Below are 17,499 nucleotides of genomic sequence, written 5' to 3' on the forward strand. Positions count from 1 at the left end.
ACAGCTCGCAAGAAGATACATTCTAAGCCAGTCTGTGCCAGAATAGCAGGTTTAAATGGGCGATGCTTTGCCCCCCGAATAAGTGGAGCCGCAACCCGTGCAGGATCTCAATTTTGACGATATTGCCGAAAAATTTGCGCATAATATTTACGGTACCACCAAAGGGAAAATTCGCCAGGCGGTTGTGTGGCAAGATCTGACCACACTATTGGCGCAGTTACCGCTGCGGTCACTACGCATCCTTGATGCTGGTGGTGGTGAAGGCCATATTGCCTGCAAGCTGGCACAGGCAGGGCATCAGGTGCTGCTGTGCGACCTTTCTGGTGAGATGATCCAGCGTGCTGCACAGTTGGCTGAACAGAAAGGTGTCAGCCAGAACATGCAATTTATACAAAGCTCGGCGCAGGATATCGCTCAACATTTAGCACAGCCGGTAGATCTGATATTGTTTCATGCCGTGCTTGAATGGATCTCTAAACCCGAAGCGGCGTTGCAGCAGTTATTCGGCTGTCTGCTGCCGGGCGGCGCGTTGTCGCTGATGTTCTTTAACGCTAATGGCCTTGTGATGCGCAACACGGTATTGGGTAATTTTCAACTAGTAGATCCGGTGGTCAGAAGACGCAGAAAGCGCTCGCTGTCGCCGCAAAATCCCCAGCGGCCGCTGCAGGTATATGGCTGGCTGGAACAGATGGGCATGCGCATCAGTGGGAAAACTGGCGTGCGAGTGTTCCACGATTATTTACAAAGCAGACAGTTACAGACGCAAAAATTTGAACAGTTACTGGCGCTTGAACAGCACTATTGTCGTCAGGAGCCTTACGTAAGTTTGGGGCGCTATATCCACGTCATGGCGCGCAAACCAGACCGGAAGGACGAACTATGAGTGAATTTTCCCAGACCTTACCCGAACTGGTCGCCTGGGCACCGAAAAATGACTTCTCTATTTCGCTACCTACAGAGCATCTTGCCTTTCTGTTCGCTGTCGCCACCCTTAATGGCGAGCTACTGGACGGCGAAATCAGCGAAGGTGAACTGGTTGATGCATTTCGCCACGTCAGTAAGGGTTTCGAAAAGACGAATGAAACGGTCGCCATACGTGCTAACAATGCGATCAACGATATGGTACGCCAGCGTCTGCTGAACTGCTTTACCAGCGAACTGGCGGACGGCAACGCCATTTACCGCCTAACGCCACTGGGTATCGGCATTACCGACTATTATATTCGCCAGCGTGATTTCTCCACACTGCGGCTGTCGATGCAGCTGTCAATTGTGGCGCAGGAACTCAAGCGCGCCGCCGATGCTGCCGAAGACGGGAGGATGATTTCCACTGGCATCGCAACGTGTTTGCGCCGTTGAAATATTCGGTGGCCGAGATCTTTGACAGTATCGATATGACCCAACGGGGAATTGGTGTTCGATCTGCAAAGCAAGCTAGATCGCATCATCAGTTGGGGCCAGCAGACCATTGACTTGTGGATCGGTTATGATCGCCATGTACAAAAATTTATCCGAACCGCCATCGATATGGATAAAAACCGTGTGTTTGCCCAACGTCTGCGCCAATCGGTGCAAAATTATTTTGACCATCCGTGGACACTGACCCACGCCGCTGCCTCCCGTCGGCTGGATATGCGCGACGAAGAGCTAACGCTACGCAGTGAAGAACTGACAGGGGAACTACCGCTAGACTTGGCATTTGAAGCGTTCAGCGAGATCCGTGAACAGTTGGCAGCGATAATTGAACAGGCGCTGAAAATCTATCAGGAACAGCAAAAGCCCCTCAATCTTGGGGCGGTGATGCGCGATTATCTGGTGCAATATCCGCGTGCGCGTCATTTTGACGTAGCGCGTTTAGTGGTCGACCAGGCGCTGCGCCTCGGTGTAGCTGAAGCAGATTTTTCAGGATTGCCAGCGCAATGGCAGGCAATCAATGATTACGGAGCCAAGGTCCAGGCCCATGTCATCGACAAATATTGAACAACTTATGCTAGTCAAACTGGCCAAGGCATTGTCTAATATGCTGTTTCCGGCATTGGACAGCCAACTGCGTGCGGGTCGTCACATCGGTATCGATTAGCTGGACAACCACGCTTTCTTGATGGATTTTCAGGATGAACTGGAAGAATTTTACCACCGCTACAGCGTCGAGTTGATTCGGGCACCCGAAGGGTTCTTCTATTTGCGCCCACGCTCCACCACCTTAGATCCCGCGTTCGGTGTTGTCAGAGCTGGACATGATGGTCGGCAAGATCCTGTGCTACCTCTATCTCAGCCCTGAGCTTCTGGCACACGAAGGTATCTTTAGCCATAAAGAACTGTACGATGAGCTGCTGAGCCTGGCGGATAAGAGCAAGTTGATAAAGTTCGTTAACCAGCGCTCTAGCGGCTCGGATTTTGATCGTCAGAAGCTGCACGAAAAAGTGTGCACCTCGTTGAAACGCCTGGGTCGGTTGGGCATGGTCTATTTCATGGGCAATGACAGCAGCAAGTTCCGTATCACTGAGGCGGTATTCCGCTTTGGTGCCGATGTGCGCAGCGGTGATGATCCGCGTGAAGCGCAGTTGCGCATGATCCGCGATGGTGAGGCGCTGCCTGTTGAGCACAGCCTGTTGCTGAATGATGAACATGACGCTGAAGATCACCAGGTTGATAATGTTCCAGACGGTGCAGAGGATGAACAGCAATGATAGAACGCGGTAAATTTCGCTCGTTGACGCTGGTTAACTGGAACGGCTTTTTCGCCCGCACCTTTGATTTGGACGCGTTGGTGACCACGCTGTCCGGCGGCAATGGCGCAGGGAAATCCACCACTATGGCGGCTTTCGTCACCGCATTGATCCCCGATCTGACGCTGCTGCATTTTAGCAACACCACCGAGGCCGGTGCGACCAACGGATCGCGCGACAAAGGTTTGCATGGCAAACTGCGTTCTGGTGTTTGTTATTCCACGCTTGACGTGGTCAACTCGCGCCACCAGCGTGTGGTGGTTGTCGTGCGTTTACAGCAAGTGGCGGGGCGTGATCGCAAGGTCGATATCAAGCCCTTCATCATTCAGGGGCAGCCGATTGCGGTACAGCCAACGGAGCTTTTGACCCAGACAGTGGGCGAGCGCCAAGCACGCGTGCTGCCGTTGCATGAGCTGAAAGAACGCGTGGAAGAGATGGAAGGGGTACAGTTCAACTCCATCACTGATTACCACTCGCTAATGTTCGATCTGGGGGTGATCCCGAAACGCCTGCGATCATCCGCCGATCACAGTAAATTCTACCGCCTGATCGAAGCCTCATTGTACGGCGGTATTTCCAGCGCCATCACCCGATCGCTGCGTGACTATTTGCTGCCGGAAAATAGCGGCGTGCATAATGGATTCCAGAATATGGAAGCCGCGCTGCGTGAAAACGGCATGATGCTGGAGGCAATCCGCGTCACCCAGTCTGATCGTGCCCTGTTTAAACATTTGATCTCTGAGGCTACTTCCTATGTGGCGGCGGACTACATGCGTCATGCCAACGAACGCCGTATTCATCTGGATGATGCGCTGACATTGCGCAGCGATCTGCTGGGCAGCCGCCAACAACTGGCCGCCGAGCAGTATCGCCATGTGGAAATAGCGCGAGAACTGGTAGAGCAAAGCAGCGCGGAATACGATCTGGAAACCGATTACCAAGCTTCCAGAGATTATCTGAATCTGGTGCAAACGGCACTACGCCAACAGGAAAAGATCTCGCGTTATGAAAGCGATCTGGAAGCACTGGCCTACCGTCTGGAAGAACAGAGTGAGGTGGTGGCCGAAGCCAGCGAGCAGCAGGCCGAAAACGAAGCGCGCACTCAGGCGGCTGAGTTGGAAGTGGATGAACTGAAAAGTCAACTGGCCGACTATCAACAAGCGCTTGATGTGCAGCAGACCCGTGCCATTCAATACAAGCAGGCGTTGCAGGCGCTGGAGCGCGCTCGCAGCCTATGCCAGCTACCGGAACTGACTGCCGATAACGCCGAACAGTGGCTGGAGACTTTCCAAGCGCACGAGCAGCAAGCGACGGAAGCCTTGCTGATGTTGGAGCATAAACTGAGTGTGGCCGACGCCGCACACGGCCAATTCGAAAATGCTTACCAACTGGTGGGTAAAATTACCGGGCAAGTCAGTCGCAGTGAAGCTTGGCTATGTGCACGTGAATTACTGCGTGACTGGCCTGCGCAGCAACATCTTGCCGAACGCGTGCAGCCGCTGCGCCTGCGCCTGAGCGAACTGGAACAGCGTTTACGTTTACAGCACGATGCCGAACGGCTTTTGCAGGAGTTCTGCAAACGCCACTGCCAAGAATATCACCCGGACGATTTTGATGCGCTGTTGCAAGAGTTTGAGGAACGCCTGGACTCGCTGTCGCAGATCGTTATCGAGGCTGGCGAACAGCGGATGGGAATGCGTCAGGAACTGGAACAGCTGCAGCAGCGTATTCGTGAAATGACGGCGTGTGCGCCGATGTGGCTGGCGGCGCAAGATTCTTTGCGCAAGCTTTGCGAGCAGAGCGGTGAGCCACTGGAAAGCAGCCAGCAGGTGACCGAGTACATGCAAAAACTGCTGGAGCGCGAACGTGAAACCACCGTTGAGCTCGACGAGGTGGCGGCGCGCAAAAGCGATGTAGAAGCCCAGATCGAGCGTCTCAGTCAGCCAGACGGTGCCGAAGACACACGTCTGGTTACCCTGGCCGAATGCTTTGGCTGTGTGCTGCTGTCTGAAATCTACGACGATGTCACTCTTGACGACGCCCCTTATTTCTCGGCGCTGTACGGTCCTTCGCGCCATGCTATCGTAGTGCCGGATCTGTCTCGTGTACGCGAAATGCTACAAAGTCTGGAAGACTGCCCAGAAGATCTCTATCTGATCGAGGGGGACCCGCAGTCGTTCGATGACAGCGTGTTCACCGTCGAAGAACAGCAACGGGCGGTATTGGTAAAAACCGCTGAACGCCAGTGGCGTTATTCGCGCTATCCACAGGTGCGGTTGTTTGGCCGCGCCGCGCGCGAAAACCGTTTGAAGGTAAGGTGCTGCACGCCGAGCGCGAAACGCTGGCGGAACGTTACGCGACGCTATCGTTCGACGTCCAGAAAACACAGCGTGCACATCAGGCGTTCAGCCGCTTTATCGGTAGCCATCTGGCAGTAGCATTTAACGCCGATCCAGAAGCCGAAATCCGTAGCCTGAACGCTCGGCGCGGTGAAATTGAACGTGCGCTGAACAATCATGAGGCACAGAACCAGCAGCAACGCCAGCAGTATGAGCAGGCGAAATAGGGCATTTCCGCGCTGAACCGCTTAATGCCACGGGTATCGTTACTCAATGATGATACTGTGCAGGATCGGGTGGAGGAGATCTATGAAGAGCTGGAACAGGCGCAGTATGCCGCGCGTCATATTCAGCAGCATGGCGTATCCCTGACCAAACTGGAACCGTTGCTGCCGGTGTTGCAGAGCGATCTGCAGCACCATAAACAATTACAGCAGGACTATGCGCAGGCACAGAACGTGCAGCGCCAGTTCAAACAGCAAGCGTTTGCGCTGAACGAAGTGGTTCATCGCCGTGCGCACTTTAGTTATACCGACTCGGCGGGCATGCTGAACGCCGACAATAATCTTAACGACAAGCTGCGCCAGCGTTTGGAACACGCGGCAGCGGAACGTACCCGTACCCGTGAAAAACTGCGTCAATACTAAACTCAGTTTACTCAGTTCAGCCAGGTGCAGGCTTCACTGAAAAGTGCCTATTATGCCAAACACGACATGCTTAAAGAGTTGAGCCAGGAAATGGTGGATATCAGCGTGCAGGCTGACGGCAATGCTGAAGCACGTGCGCGCCAACGTCGCGATGAACTGCATGCGGCGCTGAGCAACAACCGCACGCGCTGCAATCAACTGGAAAAACAACTGACCTTCTGTGAAGCAGAAATGGACAGGCAGAAGAAACTGCGCAAGTTGGAGCGCGATTACTATCAGTTGCGTGAGCAGGTAGTGACTGCCAAGGCGGGCTGGTGCGCGGTAATGCGCATGGTGAAAGACAACGGTGTGGAGTGCCGTCTGCACTGCCGCGAACTAGCTTATATGGATGGTGACTCTTTGCTTTCGATGTCGGATAAGGCGCTCGGTGCACTGCGTCTGGCGGTGGCCGATAACGAACACCTGCGCGATGTGCTGCGTCTATCGGAAGATCTGAAGCATCCGGAACGCAAAATCCAGTTCTACATAGCTGTTTACCAGCACCTGCGTGAACGTATTCGTCAGGATATTATCCGCACCGAAGATCCGGTTAAAGCCATCGAACAGATGGAAATTGAGCTGGGCCGTCTGACTGAGGAACTGACCGACCGTGAGCAAAAGCTGGCGATCAGTGCCAAAAGCGTGGCCAATATCATCCGCAAGACCATCCAGCGTGAGCAGAACCGCATTCGCATGCGGAACCAGGGTTTACAGGCGGTCTCTTTTTGTCAGGTGAAAAGTGTGCGGTTGAACATCAATGTGCGTGAAGCACACGCCACCTTGCTGGACGTGCTCTCTGAGCAGCAAGAACAGAATCAGGATCTGTTTAGCAGTAACCGTCTGACCTTTTCGGTGGCACTGGCTAAACTGTATCAGCGCTTGAACCCGCAGATCGATATGGGGCAGCGTACGTCGCAAACCATCGGCGAAGCACTGCTGGATTACTGCAACTACCTTGAACTGGAGGTGAAGGTGTTCCATGGTTCTGATGTCTGGCTGCGCGCACAGAGCTTTGCTTTATCCACGGGGGAAGCGATCGGTACCGGGAGGTCGATCCTGGTGATGGTAGTGCAGAGCTGGGAAGAAGAGTCGCGCCGTCTGCGCGGCAAAGAAATCTCGCCGTGCCGCCTATTGTTCCTTGATGAGGCAGCGCGTCTGGACGCCAAGTCCATCGCCACGCTGTTCGAGCTGTGTGACCGCCTAGAGATGCAATTGATCATTGCTACGCCGGAGAATATCAGCCCAGAGAAAGGCACCACCTATAAGCTGGTGCGCAAAGTGTTCCAAAACCATGAGCATGTGCATGTAGTGGGGTTGCGTGGTTTTACCGACGAGCCGCCAGTGTCAGGCAGCGCAGCGGTAGAAACGTCATAAACGTCATAGAGTAAAAACGCGCTAAACTCTGAAAATAAAAATAGCAGCCCTAGCCTGGGATGCTATTTTGCACATAGCGGCATTGTTGAATAAATCGGATTTGGAATAAAGAGTCCCGTGAATGGGCATCTTTCAGGCAAGGCGTACACTTTCTGGCATACCGGCTAGCGTCATCTTGTTTAATACACAGATCATGGCCAGCGCCTCTGCAACTTACCCATCATAATCTCGCAGCAACAGGTGACTACCAAATAGCTGTTTTACTCTGTACCTCGCTGTTGCCGCTATCGAACGTCGGTGGTAGCCTGTGATACTTTTCCACCGTGTGTTGTCTCCGGTAAGGCGCTGGTTCGCCACCGCTTGATTTCGCTCTGCATAGTCTGCCGACCAATCACTGGCTCCTCTGCTGGGCGGTATTAACGCCTTGAGCTTCTTGCCCCTTAACTCATCATCACACACTCGCGTATCCTAAGCCCGATACGCCGAGGCGACTTTGATTTTACGGTACCTCTGGCGGATAAGACCTGGGAAGGCTTCGGTATCGGTGACATTGCTCAAGGAAAGGTCAGCACAGATGACCTCATGTGTTTCTGTATCTACGGCCAAATGCAGTTTTCGCCAGATCCGCCGTTTTTCCTGACCATGTTTTTTTGCCATCCACTCCCCTTCACCCAACACGTTGAGCCCGCTAGAGTCGATAACGAGGTGCGCAATTTCACCCGGCGTTGCGGTTTTAAACGGGACATGGCCGGACTTCGCCCGCTTACTGATGCAGGTGTCGTCCGGGCAGTTCAACGGCACTTTGATCAGTGTGACAATGGAGTCGCCGAAGCCCTGGAGGGCGCGAAGTGTCAGGCAGAAAATCCGTTTCAGCATCAATACGCTGGTGATTGCCATATCGGAATAATGTGGTGTGCGACCACGCAGACAAGGTTTTACCTCGCAGTACCAGGCGTGAAGTGCCGTTTCATCCACCGAGAAAGTGAGTGAACCCGGAGTGCCACTAGTGATAATGGCGTTGTTGTGAGCCTTCCAGTTGGTGATGTTGAACTTTTGCTGGGCTACGGAATGTCGCTATTTTGACAGAAGGAGAGTGATCTGATCCGCGTGCCGGCCAAAAGTTTGATTTATTCCACAACGCCACGCTGCGTATGTGCATGACATCGTGCAGGGCATTGGTGGCCTAACGGAAGGAGTGGCAGTACAGTGCTCGCGCCGATCATGTCCGGGAGGGACTGTAGGGATTTGGCATTTGCCACTTGGCGTTCAGGCATTCATCCATAATTCCTGAGACGGTAGCATAGCCTATCTAGTCTGTTAGATACATTTTACTGGTTTTGGCAGGCCGGCTATTTTGGTTGCTTGTTTAGCCGGGCCTTGCGGGAACAAGCGGTAAAGATAGCGGCTATTGCCTTTTTCCTCACCATATTTCTGCACTATGGCCTTGACTAACATACGGATCGTCGGTGAAGTATTAAACTGCTGGTAGAAGTGACGAACAAAACGTACCACTTCCCAATGTGCATCGGTAAGCGTGATATCTTCTTGGGCAGCCAGCAGCGGTGCCAAGCCTTCATGCCAATCTGCGCTATTTTTCAGGTAACCTTGTGCATCAGTTTCAGTGGCCTGACCTTCAAACTCCAACATACTGCCTCGGTAACGGATAGTTTTGAACGGGCATGAGTTTAGCAAAATTTTCATGATACTTCTTTGCCCATCGTTATCGTTGCGGCACAGTGAACCGACGCTGATGCTTGATTAAACGCTTGCGTAATTGGGTGCGTTATTTTCGTGCAGTTGGGCAGTCTTGGGCTTTACAAGCAGATCTGCTCTGTTTATAGTTTTGTTCGTTACGGAGGGGTGGCCGAGTGGCTGAAGGCAACGGTCTTGAAAACCGTCGACGGGAAACCGTTCCAGAGTTCGAATCTCTGCTCCTCCGCCATATCTAGACCCCCATATTTTGATAAGCTTGGGTTCCTTTATGGTGCGCCTGTCATGGCGCTAAGCGCCATGACAGGCGCTGTCTTTTGACTGTGGTAGTCAAAGGATGACTTAGAGGTGAAAGTCCTCTACACACCCGGTAAGTGAAAGTGTTAGCTGAACGGCAAAGGTGTCATCGGTGACTGTGGATCTGAAGGAAGCCGAAAGCAAGAAGCGCGGCGGACAGGCCGTGGAACCGTAAGTGCCTGGGGTAGAGTGCTACAGCCCACAAAATAAAGAAGTTGAAGATCTCAGGCAGCAGTGTCTCGCGGTTGAAGGGAAAAATTTGGAGTTTAACGACGGGAAATGTCTCGCAATCACTAAAGGTAGTGCCCAGAGAACGCAACCCGGTGCTACGAGGCGGATTACTTCCGACTAACGGAAGTGAAAGGTTGTCTGGAAGAGCTGGATGGTTGGATATGACGGAAACTCCTATGCCTGATATGGCGGAACAAGAAGAGAGCCTATGCCAGTGCAAGAATGCTAAAATGCTAATAAGAAAGGGTCTCGGAGAGGAAAGAGCCTGGAGGTCAGCGGCCAACCAACGGGGTCCCTGGTGGAACTCGGGGGCAGGCCATACGAATCAGGCGTACCCAAAGAAAGCGTTCTCACAAGCGGGATTATTATCATTGCTTAGCCTGTACAGCATTCCGTGTAAATGCCTTTTCTCAGAAGTGACCGTCCAGGCGGCCACCGAACTCGATAATAAAATGGCTCATAGCCATGCGCCAGTCCCTCGGCGGCATCGTCCATTCTTGCGAGGCCGCCTGGATTGCCAGCCACACCCCTTTTTTCACTGAGTCGTCCGTCGGGAACACATTACGTTTTTTGATGGCATGCCGGATCACGCTGTTCAGCGAGTCGATGGCGTTTTTTGTGTAGAGCACCTTTCGGGTCCGTTGGGTAGGCGAAGAACGTGGCCAGATTGGCCCAGTTTTCCTGCCAGATTCGGCTTATTTGTGGATACCGGCTGTCCCAGGCTCCACAGAACGCTTCCAGCGCCTGCAACCCAGCTTCTTCCGTGGGCACCTGATTATAGCTTTCAGATCGCGGGTGACGGCCTTGTAGTCCTTCCAGGAGACGAACCGCAGACTGTTGCTCACCCTAATGAACGATACACTTGGACAAGCAACGTTGATGGCATCAGGGAAGACTTTCAGGCCGTCAACGCAGGCGATGAGAATTGTCAGCGCCAGTGATATAAGTCCTAAAACGGGCGTTGTTAAATAAATCGGATTTAGAATAAAGAGTCCCCTGAATGGGCAGCTTTCAGGCAAGGCGTACACTTTCTGACATACCGGCGAGCAGCATCTTGTTTAATACATAGATTATGGCCAGCGCCTCTGCAACGTGCCCATCATAATCTCGCAGCGACAGGTGACCACCAAATAGCTGTTTTACTCTGTACCTTGCTGTTGCCGCTATCGAACGTCGGTAGTAGCCTGTGATACTTTTCCACCGTGTGTTGTCTCCGGTAACGCGCTGGTTCGCCACCGCTTGAAGGCGACTTTGATTTTACGGTACCTCTGGCGGATGAGACCTGGGAAGGCTTCGGTATCGGTGACATTGCTCAAGGAAAGATCAGCACAGATGACCTCATGTGTTTCTGTATCTACGGCCAAATGCAGTTTTCGCCAGATACGCCGTTTTTCCTGACCGTGTTTTTTTACCTTCCACTCGCCTTCACCCAACACGTTGAGCCCGCTAGAGTCGATAACGAGGTGCGCAATTTCACCCGGCGTTGGGGTTTTAAACGGGACATGGCCGGACTTCGCCCGCTTACTGATACAGGTGTCGTCCGGGCAGTTCAACGCCACTTTAATCAGTGTGACAATGGAGTCGATGAAGCCCTGGAGGGCGCGAAGTGTCAGGCCGAAAATCCGTTTCAGCATCAATACGCTGGTGATTGCCATTACGCTGGTCATTGCTATATCGGAATAATGTTATCGGCGACCACGCAGAGAAGGTTTTGCCTCGCAGTACCAGGCATGAAGTGCCGTTTCATCCACCCAGCAAGTGAGTGAGCCCCGAGTGATAAGGGCGTTGTTGTAAGCCTTCCAGTTGGTGATGTTGAACTTTTGCTGGGCCACGGAATGTCGCTATTTTGACAGAAGGAGAGTGATCTGATCCGCGTGCCGGCCAAATGTTCGATTTATTCAACAACGCCGTTCAATCATCATCACTAAGTCTGCGTCACGACCGCATTCACAAATCAGCTCCTACTTATTTTCTTTCGCGCTGGCAAATAGAGACTAAAGGCTATGGTGGTTTTTTTATCATCCAGCGTCAACTATTTAATTAGTTATGTGATTTACTACACAAATCCACCATATTTTCCGCTAAATTTTATCGCTAAAACGTCTATTAATCTATTAGACAAAAAAGGTTCCTCTCCCTATTATTCCTTTAATCCATAAGCGTCTGTTTATCTCTCTCCCGATGTTCGGTTAAGGAAACGCTGTGATAACCCCTGTGCGTTCTGCAGCTGTAATGCCGCCAACTCTGGTCGCTAAAAATGATGCGGCGGCTGCACGAAAAGTTAAACGTTCCCGCCTCAATAAGCTTCCTTACATTGAACGTGGTACACCTCAATTTATGCGCGTCACTCTGGCGTTGTTCTCCGCCGGGCTGGCGACCTTTGCGCTGCTATACTGCGTGCAGCCGATATTGCCAGTGTTATCGCATGACTTCAGCATTTCCCCGGCGCAAAGCAGTCTTTCGCTTTCAGTGTCGACTGGGCTGCTGGCGATCGGCCTGATGTTCACCGGCCCATTGTCTGATGCCATTGGTCGCAAGTCGGTGATGGTGGTGGCATTATTGCTGGCGGCGATCTGTACGCTGATCTGTGCTTTTATGACCAGTTGGAACAGCATTTTGCTGATGCGTGCGTTGATAGGTTTGTCACTGAGCGGCGTTTCGGCAGGCGGCATGACCTATTTGAACGAAGAAATCCACCCCAGCTTTGTTGCCTTCTCAATGGGGTTGTATATCAGCGGCAACTCGATTGGCGGCATGAGCGGCCGTCTGATTACCGGGGTGCTGACCGACTTCTCCTCCTGGCGCATCGCGCTGGCGGTGATCGGCCTGTTCGGTTTGGCCGCCGCCGGTCTGTTTTGGCGCATTTTACCTGCTTCCAGACATTTCCGCGCCAGTTCGCTGCGCCCGCGTACCCTGCTGATCAATTTCAAGCGGCATTGGCATGATAAGGGGATGCCACTGCTGTTTGCTGAGGGTTTCCTGCTGATGGGCAGCTTTGTCACTATGTTCAACTACATTGGTTATCGCCTGCTGACCGAGCCTTATCACTTCAGCCAAGCCATCGTTGGCTTACTATCAGTGGTATACCTTACCGGCACCTACAGCTCACCTAAGGCGGGGATGCTGACCTCGCGCTTTGGCCGTGGCCCAGTGCTATGGGCCTCCATCACCATTATGCTGATCGGAATTCTGATCACTGCGTTGTCACCCGTGACGGTGATATTTATCGGCTTGATGCTGTTCAGTGCCGGTTTCTTTGCTGCTCATTCGGTAGCCAGCAGTTGGGTCGGCATCCGCGCGCGCCGCGCCAAAGGCCAGGCTTCCTCGCTCTATCTGTTTTGTTATTATGTCGGATCGAGCATCGCTGGCACGCTTGGCGGTACATTCTGGCACCGCTTCGGCTGGTATGGCGTGGTGGCGTTTATCAGTGCCATGCTGTTGCTCGCCCTATTAGTGGTGCATCACCTGAAACGCCTGCCAGAAGCAGCGCGCGTTTAAGCATCTTCCGCGTATCATTTCTGTGCGCGAAAATGGTTCCATTTAAAACGCGAAAACGCATTTTGTCATGCCTGAAGAAGAAAAATCAGCCATTTTGCTTAACGGATTGGGCAGATTGTCAGAGTGCGGTACAATAACACTATTGCTGATTAACCAATGAAGCCTTTTATGCGTGGTTTACCCTGTTGGATATTGTCGTTGAGCTGCCTGGCTACACCACCGACATACTCTGCCATAACACCGCTACCGGACATACGCCAGAGCGGCCTTGTCTACTGTATCAGTGGCATACTGAACACTTTTAATCCGCAGAGAGCAATGAGGGGCCTAATGATCGATACACTGGCCGCTCAACTGTATGACCGCCTGCTGGATGTCGATCCCTATACCTATCGGCTGCTCCCTGGGCTAGCACAGAGCTGGGAAGTGCTGGATAACGGGGCGACCTACCGTTTTCATCTGCGCAAAAACGTGCCTTTCCAAACCACCGCCTGGTTCAAGCCGACCCGCAATCTGAATACCGATGATGTGGTGTTCAGCTTTGCCCGCATTTTTGATCAGAAACACCCCTACCATAACGTCAACGGGGGCGAATATCCTTATTTCGATAGCCTGCAATTCGATGGTTCCGTACAAAGCATAAAAAAGTTAGATGACTCTACCGTCGAAATCCGCCTACAGGCACCCAACGCCTCGTTCCTGTGGCACCTTGCGACCCATTATGCGCCAGTGCTATCGGCAGAGTATGCCGATCAACTGATGCATGAAGGGCGGCAAGAGATGATCGATCGCGAGCCAGTTGGCAGTGGGCCTTTCCTGCTCAATGAATATCGTTTAGGGCAATATATCCGCCTGGTACGTAACGATGTCTACTGGAAGGGACAGCCGCGCATGCGGCAGGTGGTCATCGATATGGGGGCTGGCGGAAATGGCCGGTTGTCCAAACTGCTGACCGGCGAATGCGACGTACTGGCCTACCCGGCCGCCAGCCAGTTTTCTATTCTGCGCGATGACCCACGCCTGCGCCTGACATTGCGACCTGGGATGAACATCGCTTATCTGGCATTTAACACCCGCAAACCGCCGCTGAATAATCTGAAAGTGCGCCAGGCAATTGCGCTGGCGATTAACAACCCGCGTCTGATGCAGTCTATTTACTACGGCACGGCGGAAACCGCCGCTTCCATACTGCCGCGCGCGTCCTGGGCCTATGACAATGATGCACATATCAGCGGATATGATCCAGCCAAAGCACGCGCAATGTTGACACAAGCTGGCATCGAACAACTGAACCTAAAGCTGTGGGTACCAATAGCCTCTCAGCCCTATAACCCCAGCCCGCTGAAAACGGCGGAGCTGATCCAGGCCGATCTGGCTCAGATCGGCGTTAATATCACCATAGTACCGGTTGAAGGACGGTTCCAAGAAGTGCGATTGATGGCAATGAACCACGATTTGACCCTCACTGGCTGGTCCACCGATAGCAACGATCCAGACAGCTTTTTACGGCCATTATTTAGTTGCGCGGCGATCCGTTCGCAAACCAACTATGCTCACTGGTGTAATCTTAGCTTTGACGATTTGCTTGAAAACGCGCTGTTGTCGCAGCATCTGTCACATCGCATCGACAGCTACCGCCAGGCGCAGAAAATTATAGCACAACAACTGCCCGTGTTGCCCCTGGCATCATCTCTACGCCAACAAGCCTACCGTTACGATATCAAAGGGCTAGTACTTAGTCCGTTCGGTAACTCATCATTTGCTGGGGTGTACCGAGAATCTGCGCAGGAGTCCAAACCGTGATCATATTTACCTTGCGCCGTATTTTGCTATTGCTGATCACGCTGTTTTTCCTGACGCTGGTCAGTTTTAGCTTGAGCTACTTTACGCCGCACGCCCCACTAAAAGGTGCAGAAATGCTGGATGCCTATCAGTTTTATTTCGTCAGCCTGCTGCACTGGGATTTTGGCGTCTCCAGCATCAACGGTCAGGCGATAAGCGAGCAACTGCGTGAAGTGTTCCCCGCAACCATGGCGCTGTGCCTGCTTGCCTTTACTCTGTCGCTGTTCATCGGCATTCCGCTGGGCATTATAGCTGGGGTGATGCGCGGCAAATGGCAGGACATAGTCATAAGTACCTTCGCACTAGTGGGGTTCTCGATACCGGTGTTCTGGTTGGCACTGCTGCTGATACTCTTCTTCTCATTACATCTCAATTGGCTACCGATTTCTGGCCGCTTTAATCTGCTGTATCAGGTGCAGCCGATCACCGGTTTTGCACTGCTCGACGCCTGGCTGTCGGATTCGCCGTACCGGTCTGAGATGGTCGCCAGCGCGTTGCGCCACATGATATTACCGATCGCCGCGTTGGCAGTAGCTCCCACTACCGAGGTAGTACGATTGATGCGCATCAGCACCGATGACGTTCTGAAAAAAAACTACATCAAAGCTGCGGCTACCCGTGGGCTGTCGCGCTTAACCATCATCCGCCGCCATGTGCTGCACAATGCGCTACCGCCGATCGTACCCAAGCTAGGGTTTCAGTTCTCCAACATGCTGACGCTAGCTATGATCACCGAAATGGTATTCAGTTGGCCGGGTTTAGGCAGCTGGTTGATCATCGCCATGCGTCAGCAGGACTACGCGGCTATCTCCGCTGGCATGATGGTGGTCGGCACCCTGGTGATTACCATCAACCTGTTGGCAGAAATTCTGAGCGCTGCCACCAACTCGTTGAAAAAATAAGGCATGGTATGCTCCTCGATAATGTATACTGCGAAAAGAAAATATCCAGCCTGCTGCGTTATACCTGGCGGATATTTTACGGCGATACACTGGCGATTATTGGTTTTTACGGCGTGATCGCGCTACTTCTGCTGTCACTGTTCGGTAGCCTGCTGGCACCTTACACAATGAATCAGCAATTCCTCGGCTACCAATTGCTGCCACCTTCCTGGTCGCATCATGGTAATGTCTCGTTTTTTCTGGGAACCGATGACCTTGGACGTGATATTCTCAGCCGTCTGCTGGACGGCACCGCCGCCACTTTCGGTTCGGCGCTGATAGCAACACTCTCTGCTACCTTTTTCGGGATGATTATCGGTGTATTCGCTGGTGTCACTCAAGGGCTGCGTTCAGCGATGCTCAATCATATCCTTGATACTCTACTGTCGATCCCTTCGTTGCTACTCGCGATAGTGGTGGTCGCTTTTATAGGCCATAAGCTCGAACATGCCATACTGGCGGTATGGCTGACACAGTTGCCACGTATGGGGCGCACCATCTATAGCGCCGTGCACGACGAGTTGGAGAACGAATATGTGGTGGCAGTGCGGTTGGACGGCGCGTCCACACGACAGATCTTGTGGTATGCAGTGATGCCGAATATCGCCGCCGTATTGGTAACGGAATTTACCCGCGCGTTGTCGATGGCGATCCTGGACATCGCTGCGTTGGGCTTCCTCGATCTCGGCGCACAACTTCCCTCAGCGGAATGGGGGGTCATGCTCGGCGACGCGTTGGAGCTGGTGTATGTGGCACCATGGACCGTTATGCTGCCCGGTGCAGCGATCCTGATCAGTGTGCTGCTGGTTAACTTATTGGGCGACGGTATGCGTCGCGCAATCAATGCCGGAGTGGAATAATGCCGTTGCTCGATATCCGCAATCTAAAGATTGAGTTTATGACACCCGATGGGCCGATCAAGGCGGTTGATCGCGTCAGTATAATGCTGAATGAAGGCGAAGTGCGCGGCCTGGTAGGGGAATCCGGTTCGGGCAAAAGCCTGATCGCTAAGGCTATCTGCGGCGTCACCAAGGATAACTGGCGCATTACCGCCGATCGTCTGCGCTTTAACGATATCGATCTGCTACAGCTAACGCCGCGTGAACGGCGCAGGCTCGTTGGCCACAATGTGTCGATGATTTTCCAAGAACCACAGTCATGCCTTGATCCTTCCGAGAGCATCGGCCGCCAGATAACACAGGCAATCCCCGGCTGGACTTATAAAGGCCGCTGTTGGCAGCGCTACAACTGGCGTAAAAAACGTGTCATCGAGCTGCTGCACCGTGTCGGCATCAGAGATCACCACGATATTATGGGCTGTTTTCCCTACGAGCTGACCGAGGGGGAATGCCAAAAGGTCATGATCGCCATCGCCTTGGCCAATCAGCCGCGTCTGTTGATCGCCGACGAACCCACCAACGCCATGGAGCCGACCACCCAGGCGCAAATTTTCCGCCTGCTGGCGAGCCTTAATCAGAACAACAGCACCACCATTTTACTGATCAGCCATGATTTGCAGATGATGAGCAAGTGGGCCGACCGGGTGAACGTATTATACTGCGGCCAGACAGTGGAGAGCGCACAGTGTGAAGATCTGTTGGCCGCCCCACACCACCCTTACACCCAGGCACTGATCCGCGCCATGCCAGATTTTGGCCGCTCATTGCCGCATAAAAGTCGGCTGAATACTTTGCCAGGTGCTATCCCTCCGTTGGAACATCTGCCGATTGGCTGCCGTCTAGGGCCGCGTTGCCCCTATGCGCAGAAGAAATGTATTGAAACGCCGCGCTTGCGTTCGGTTAAAAACCACTTCTTCGCCTGCCATTTCCCACTCAACATGGAGGGGCAATAA

Annotated in this window: 8 protein-coding genes, 1 tRNA gene and 7 pseudogenes; 10 read left to right on the forward strand and 6 right to left on the reverse strand. The window is 53.0% G+C overall.

Annotated elements, in window-relative coordinates:
* Positions 1-97: 97 nt before the first annotated feature.
* The 4 genes and pseudogenes from cmoM to mukB all read left to right on the forward strand — a co-directional run bounded on the left by cmoM (position 98) and on the right by mukB (position 7,128).
* Positions 98-883 (forward strand): tRNA uridine 5-oxyacetic acid(34) methyltransferase CmoM, encoded by a 786-nt coding sequence (gene cmoM / locus AACL06_RS07885; protein ID WP_339036709.1) that lies wholly within the window; start codon positions 98-100, stop codon positions 881-883.
* A pseudogene (locus tag AACL06_RS07890) lies at positions 880-1,980 on the forward strand (chromosome partition protein MukF). The gene cmoM and the pseudogene AACL06_RS07890 overlap by 4 nt, the downstream one beginning before the upstream one ends.
* Positions 1,961-2,690, forward strand: a pseudogene (gene mukE / locus AACL06_RS07895) (chromosome partition protein MukE). Before AACL06_RS07890 ends, mukE begins: the two co-directional pseudogenes overlap by 20 nt.
* Positions 2,687-7,128, forward strand: a pseudogene (gene mukB, locus AACL06_RS07900) (chromosome partition protein MukB). The pseudogenes mukE and mukB overlap by 4 nt, the downstream one beginning before the upstream one ends.
* A 132-nt stretch (positions 7,129-7,260) precedes the next feature.
* Here the strand turns inward: mukB and AACL06_RS07905 are convergent.
* The 3 genes and pseudogenes from AACL06_RS07905 to AACL06_RS07915 all read right to left on the reverse strand — a co-directional run bounded on the left by AACL06_RS07905 (position 7,261) and on the right by AACL06_RS07915 (position 8,775).
* A pseudogene (locus AACL06_RS07905) lies at positions 7,261-8,172 on the reverse strand (IS5 family transposase).
* A complete protein-coding gene (locus AACL06_RS07910; protein ID WP_339036711.1) occupies positions 8,132-8,266 on the reverse strand; it encodes a hypothetical protein in 135 nt (44 codons plus the stop codon). Before AACL06_RS07910 ends, AACL06_RS07905 begins: the two are co-directional and overlap by 41 nt.
* 179 nt (positions 8,267-8,445) lie before the next feature.
* Complete coding sequence (locus AACL06_RS07915; RefSeq protein ID WP_339036713.1) at positions 8,446-8,775, reverse strand: TusE/DsrC/DsvC family sulfur relay protein; 330 nt, start codon at positions 8,773-8,775, stop codon at positions 8,446-8,448.
* Between the two features lie 207 nt (positions 8,776-8,982).
* Here AACL06_RS07915 and AACL06_RS07920 point away from each other — a divergent pair.
* Positions 8,983-9,070, forward strand: a tRNA-Ser gene (locus AACL06_RS07920).
* 706 nt (positions 9,071-9,776) lie between these two features.
* On the opposite strand, the pseudogene AACL06_RS07925 reads toward AACL06_RS07920, so the two are convergent.
* From AACL06_RS07925 to AACL06_RS07935, 3 genes and pseudogenes are all read right to left on the reverse strand, one after another.
* Positions 9,777-10,292, reverse strand: a pseudogene (locus AACL06_RS07925) (transposase); the annotation flags it as partial.
* A gap of 85 nt (positions 10,293-10,377) precedes the next feature.
* Positions 10,378-11,177, reverse strand: a pseudogene (locus AACL06_RS07930) (IS5 family transposase).
* Entirely contained in the window at positions 11,110-11,271 is a 162-nt protein-coding gene (locus AACL06_RS07935) for a hypothetical protein (RefSeq protein WP_339036715.1), read from the reverse strand. Before AACL06_RS07935 ends, AACL06_RS07930 begins: the two are co-directional and overlap by 68 nt.
* A 327-nt stretch (positions 11,272-11,598) precedes the next feature.
* On the opposite strand from AACL06_RS07935, the gene AACL06_RS07940 reads away from it, so the two are divergent.
* The 5 genes and pseudogenes from AACL06_RS07940 (at position 11,599) to sapD (ending at position 17,499) form a co-directional block, all read left to right on the forward strand.
* Entirely contained in the window at positions 11,599-12,864 is a 1,266-nt protein-coding gene (locus AACL06_RS07940) for an MFS transporter (protein WP_339036717.1), read from the forward strand.
* Between the two features lie 168 nt (positions 12,865-13,032).
* Positions 13,033-14,667, forward strand: a complete 1,635-nt coding sequence (gene sapA / locus AACL06_RS07945; protein WP_339038354.1) for an ABC transporter substrate-binding protein SapA — start codon at positions 13,033-13,035, stop codon at positions 14,665-14,667.
* Positions 14,664-15,630: pseudogene (sapB, locus tag AACL06_RS07950) on the forward strand (putrescine export ABC transporter permease SapB). Before sapA ends, sapB begins: the two are co-directional and overlap by 4 nt.
* Complete coding sequence (sapC, locus tag AACL06_RS07955) at positions 15,617-16,507, forward strand: putrescine export ABC transporter permease SapC (protein WP_339036719.1); 891 nt, start codon at positions 15,617-15,619, stop codon at positions 16,505-16,507. Before sapB ends, sapC begins: the two are co-directional and overlap by 14 nt.
* A complete protein-coding gene (sapD, locus tag AACL06_RS07960; protein WP_339036721.1) occupies positions 16,507-17,499 on the forward strand; it encodes a putrescine export ABC transporter ATP-binding protein SapD in 993 nt (330 codons plus the stop codon). Before sapC ends, sapD begins: the two co-directional genes overlap by 1 nt.

The organism is Serratia symbiotica (Periphyllus acericola) (genome assembly GCF_964019515.1).
Classification (GTDB): Bacteria; Pseudomonadota; Gammaproteobacteria; order Enterobacterales; family Enterobacteriaceae; genus Serratia; species Serratia symbiotica_D.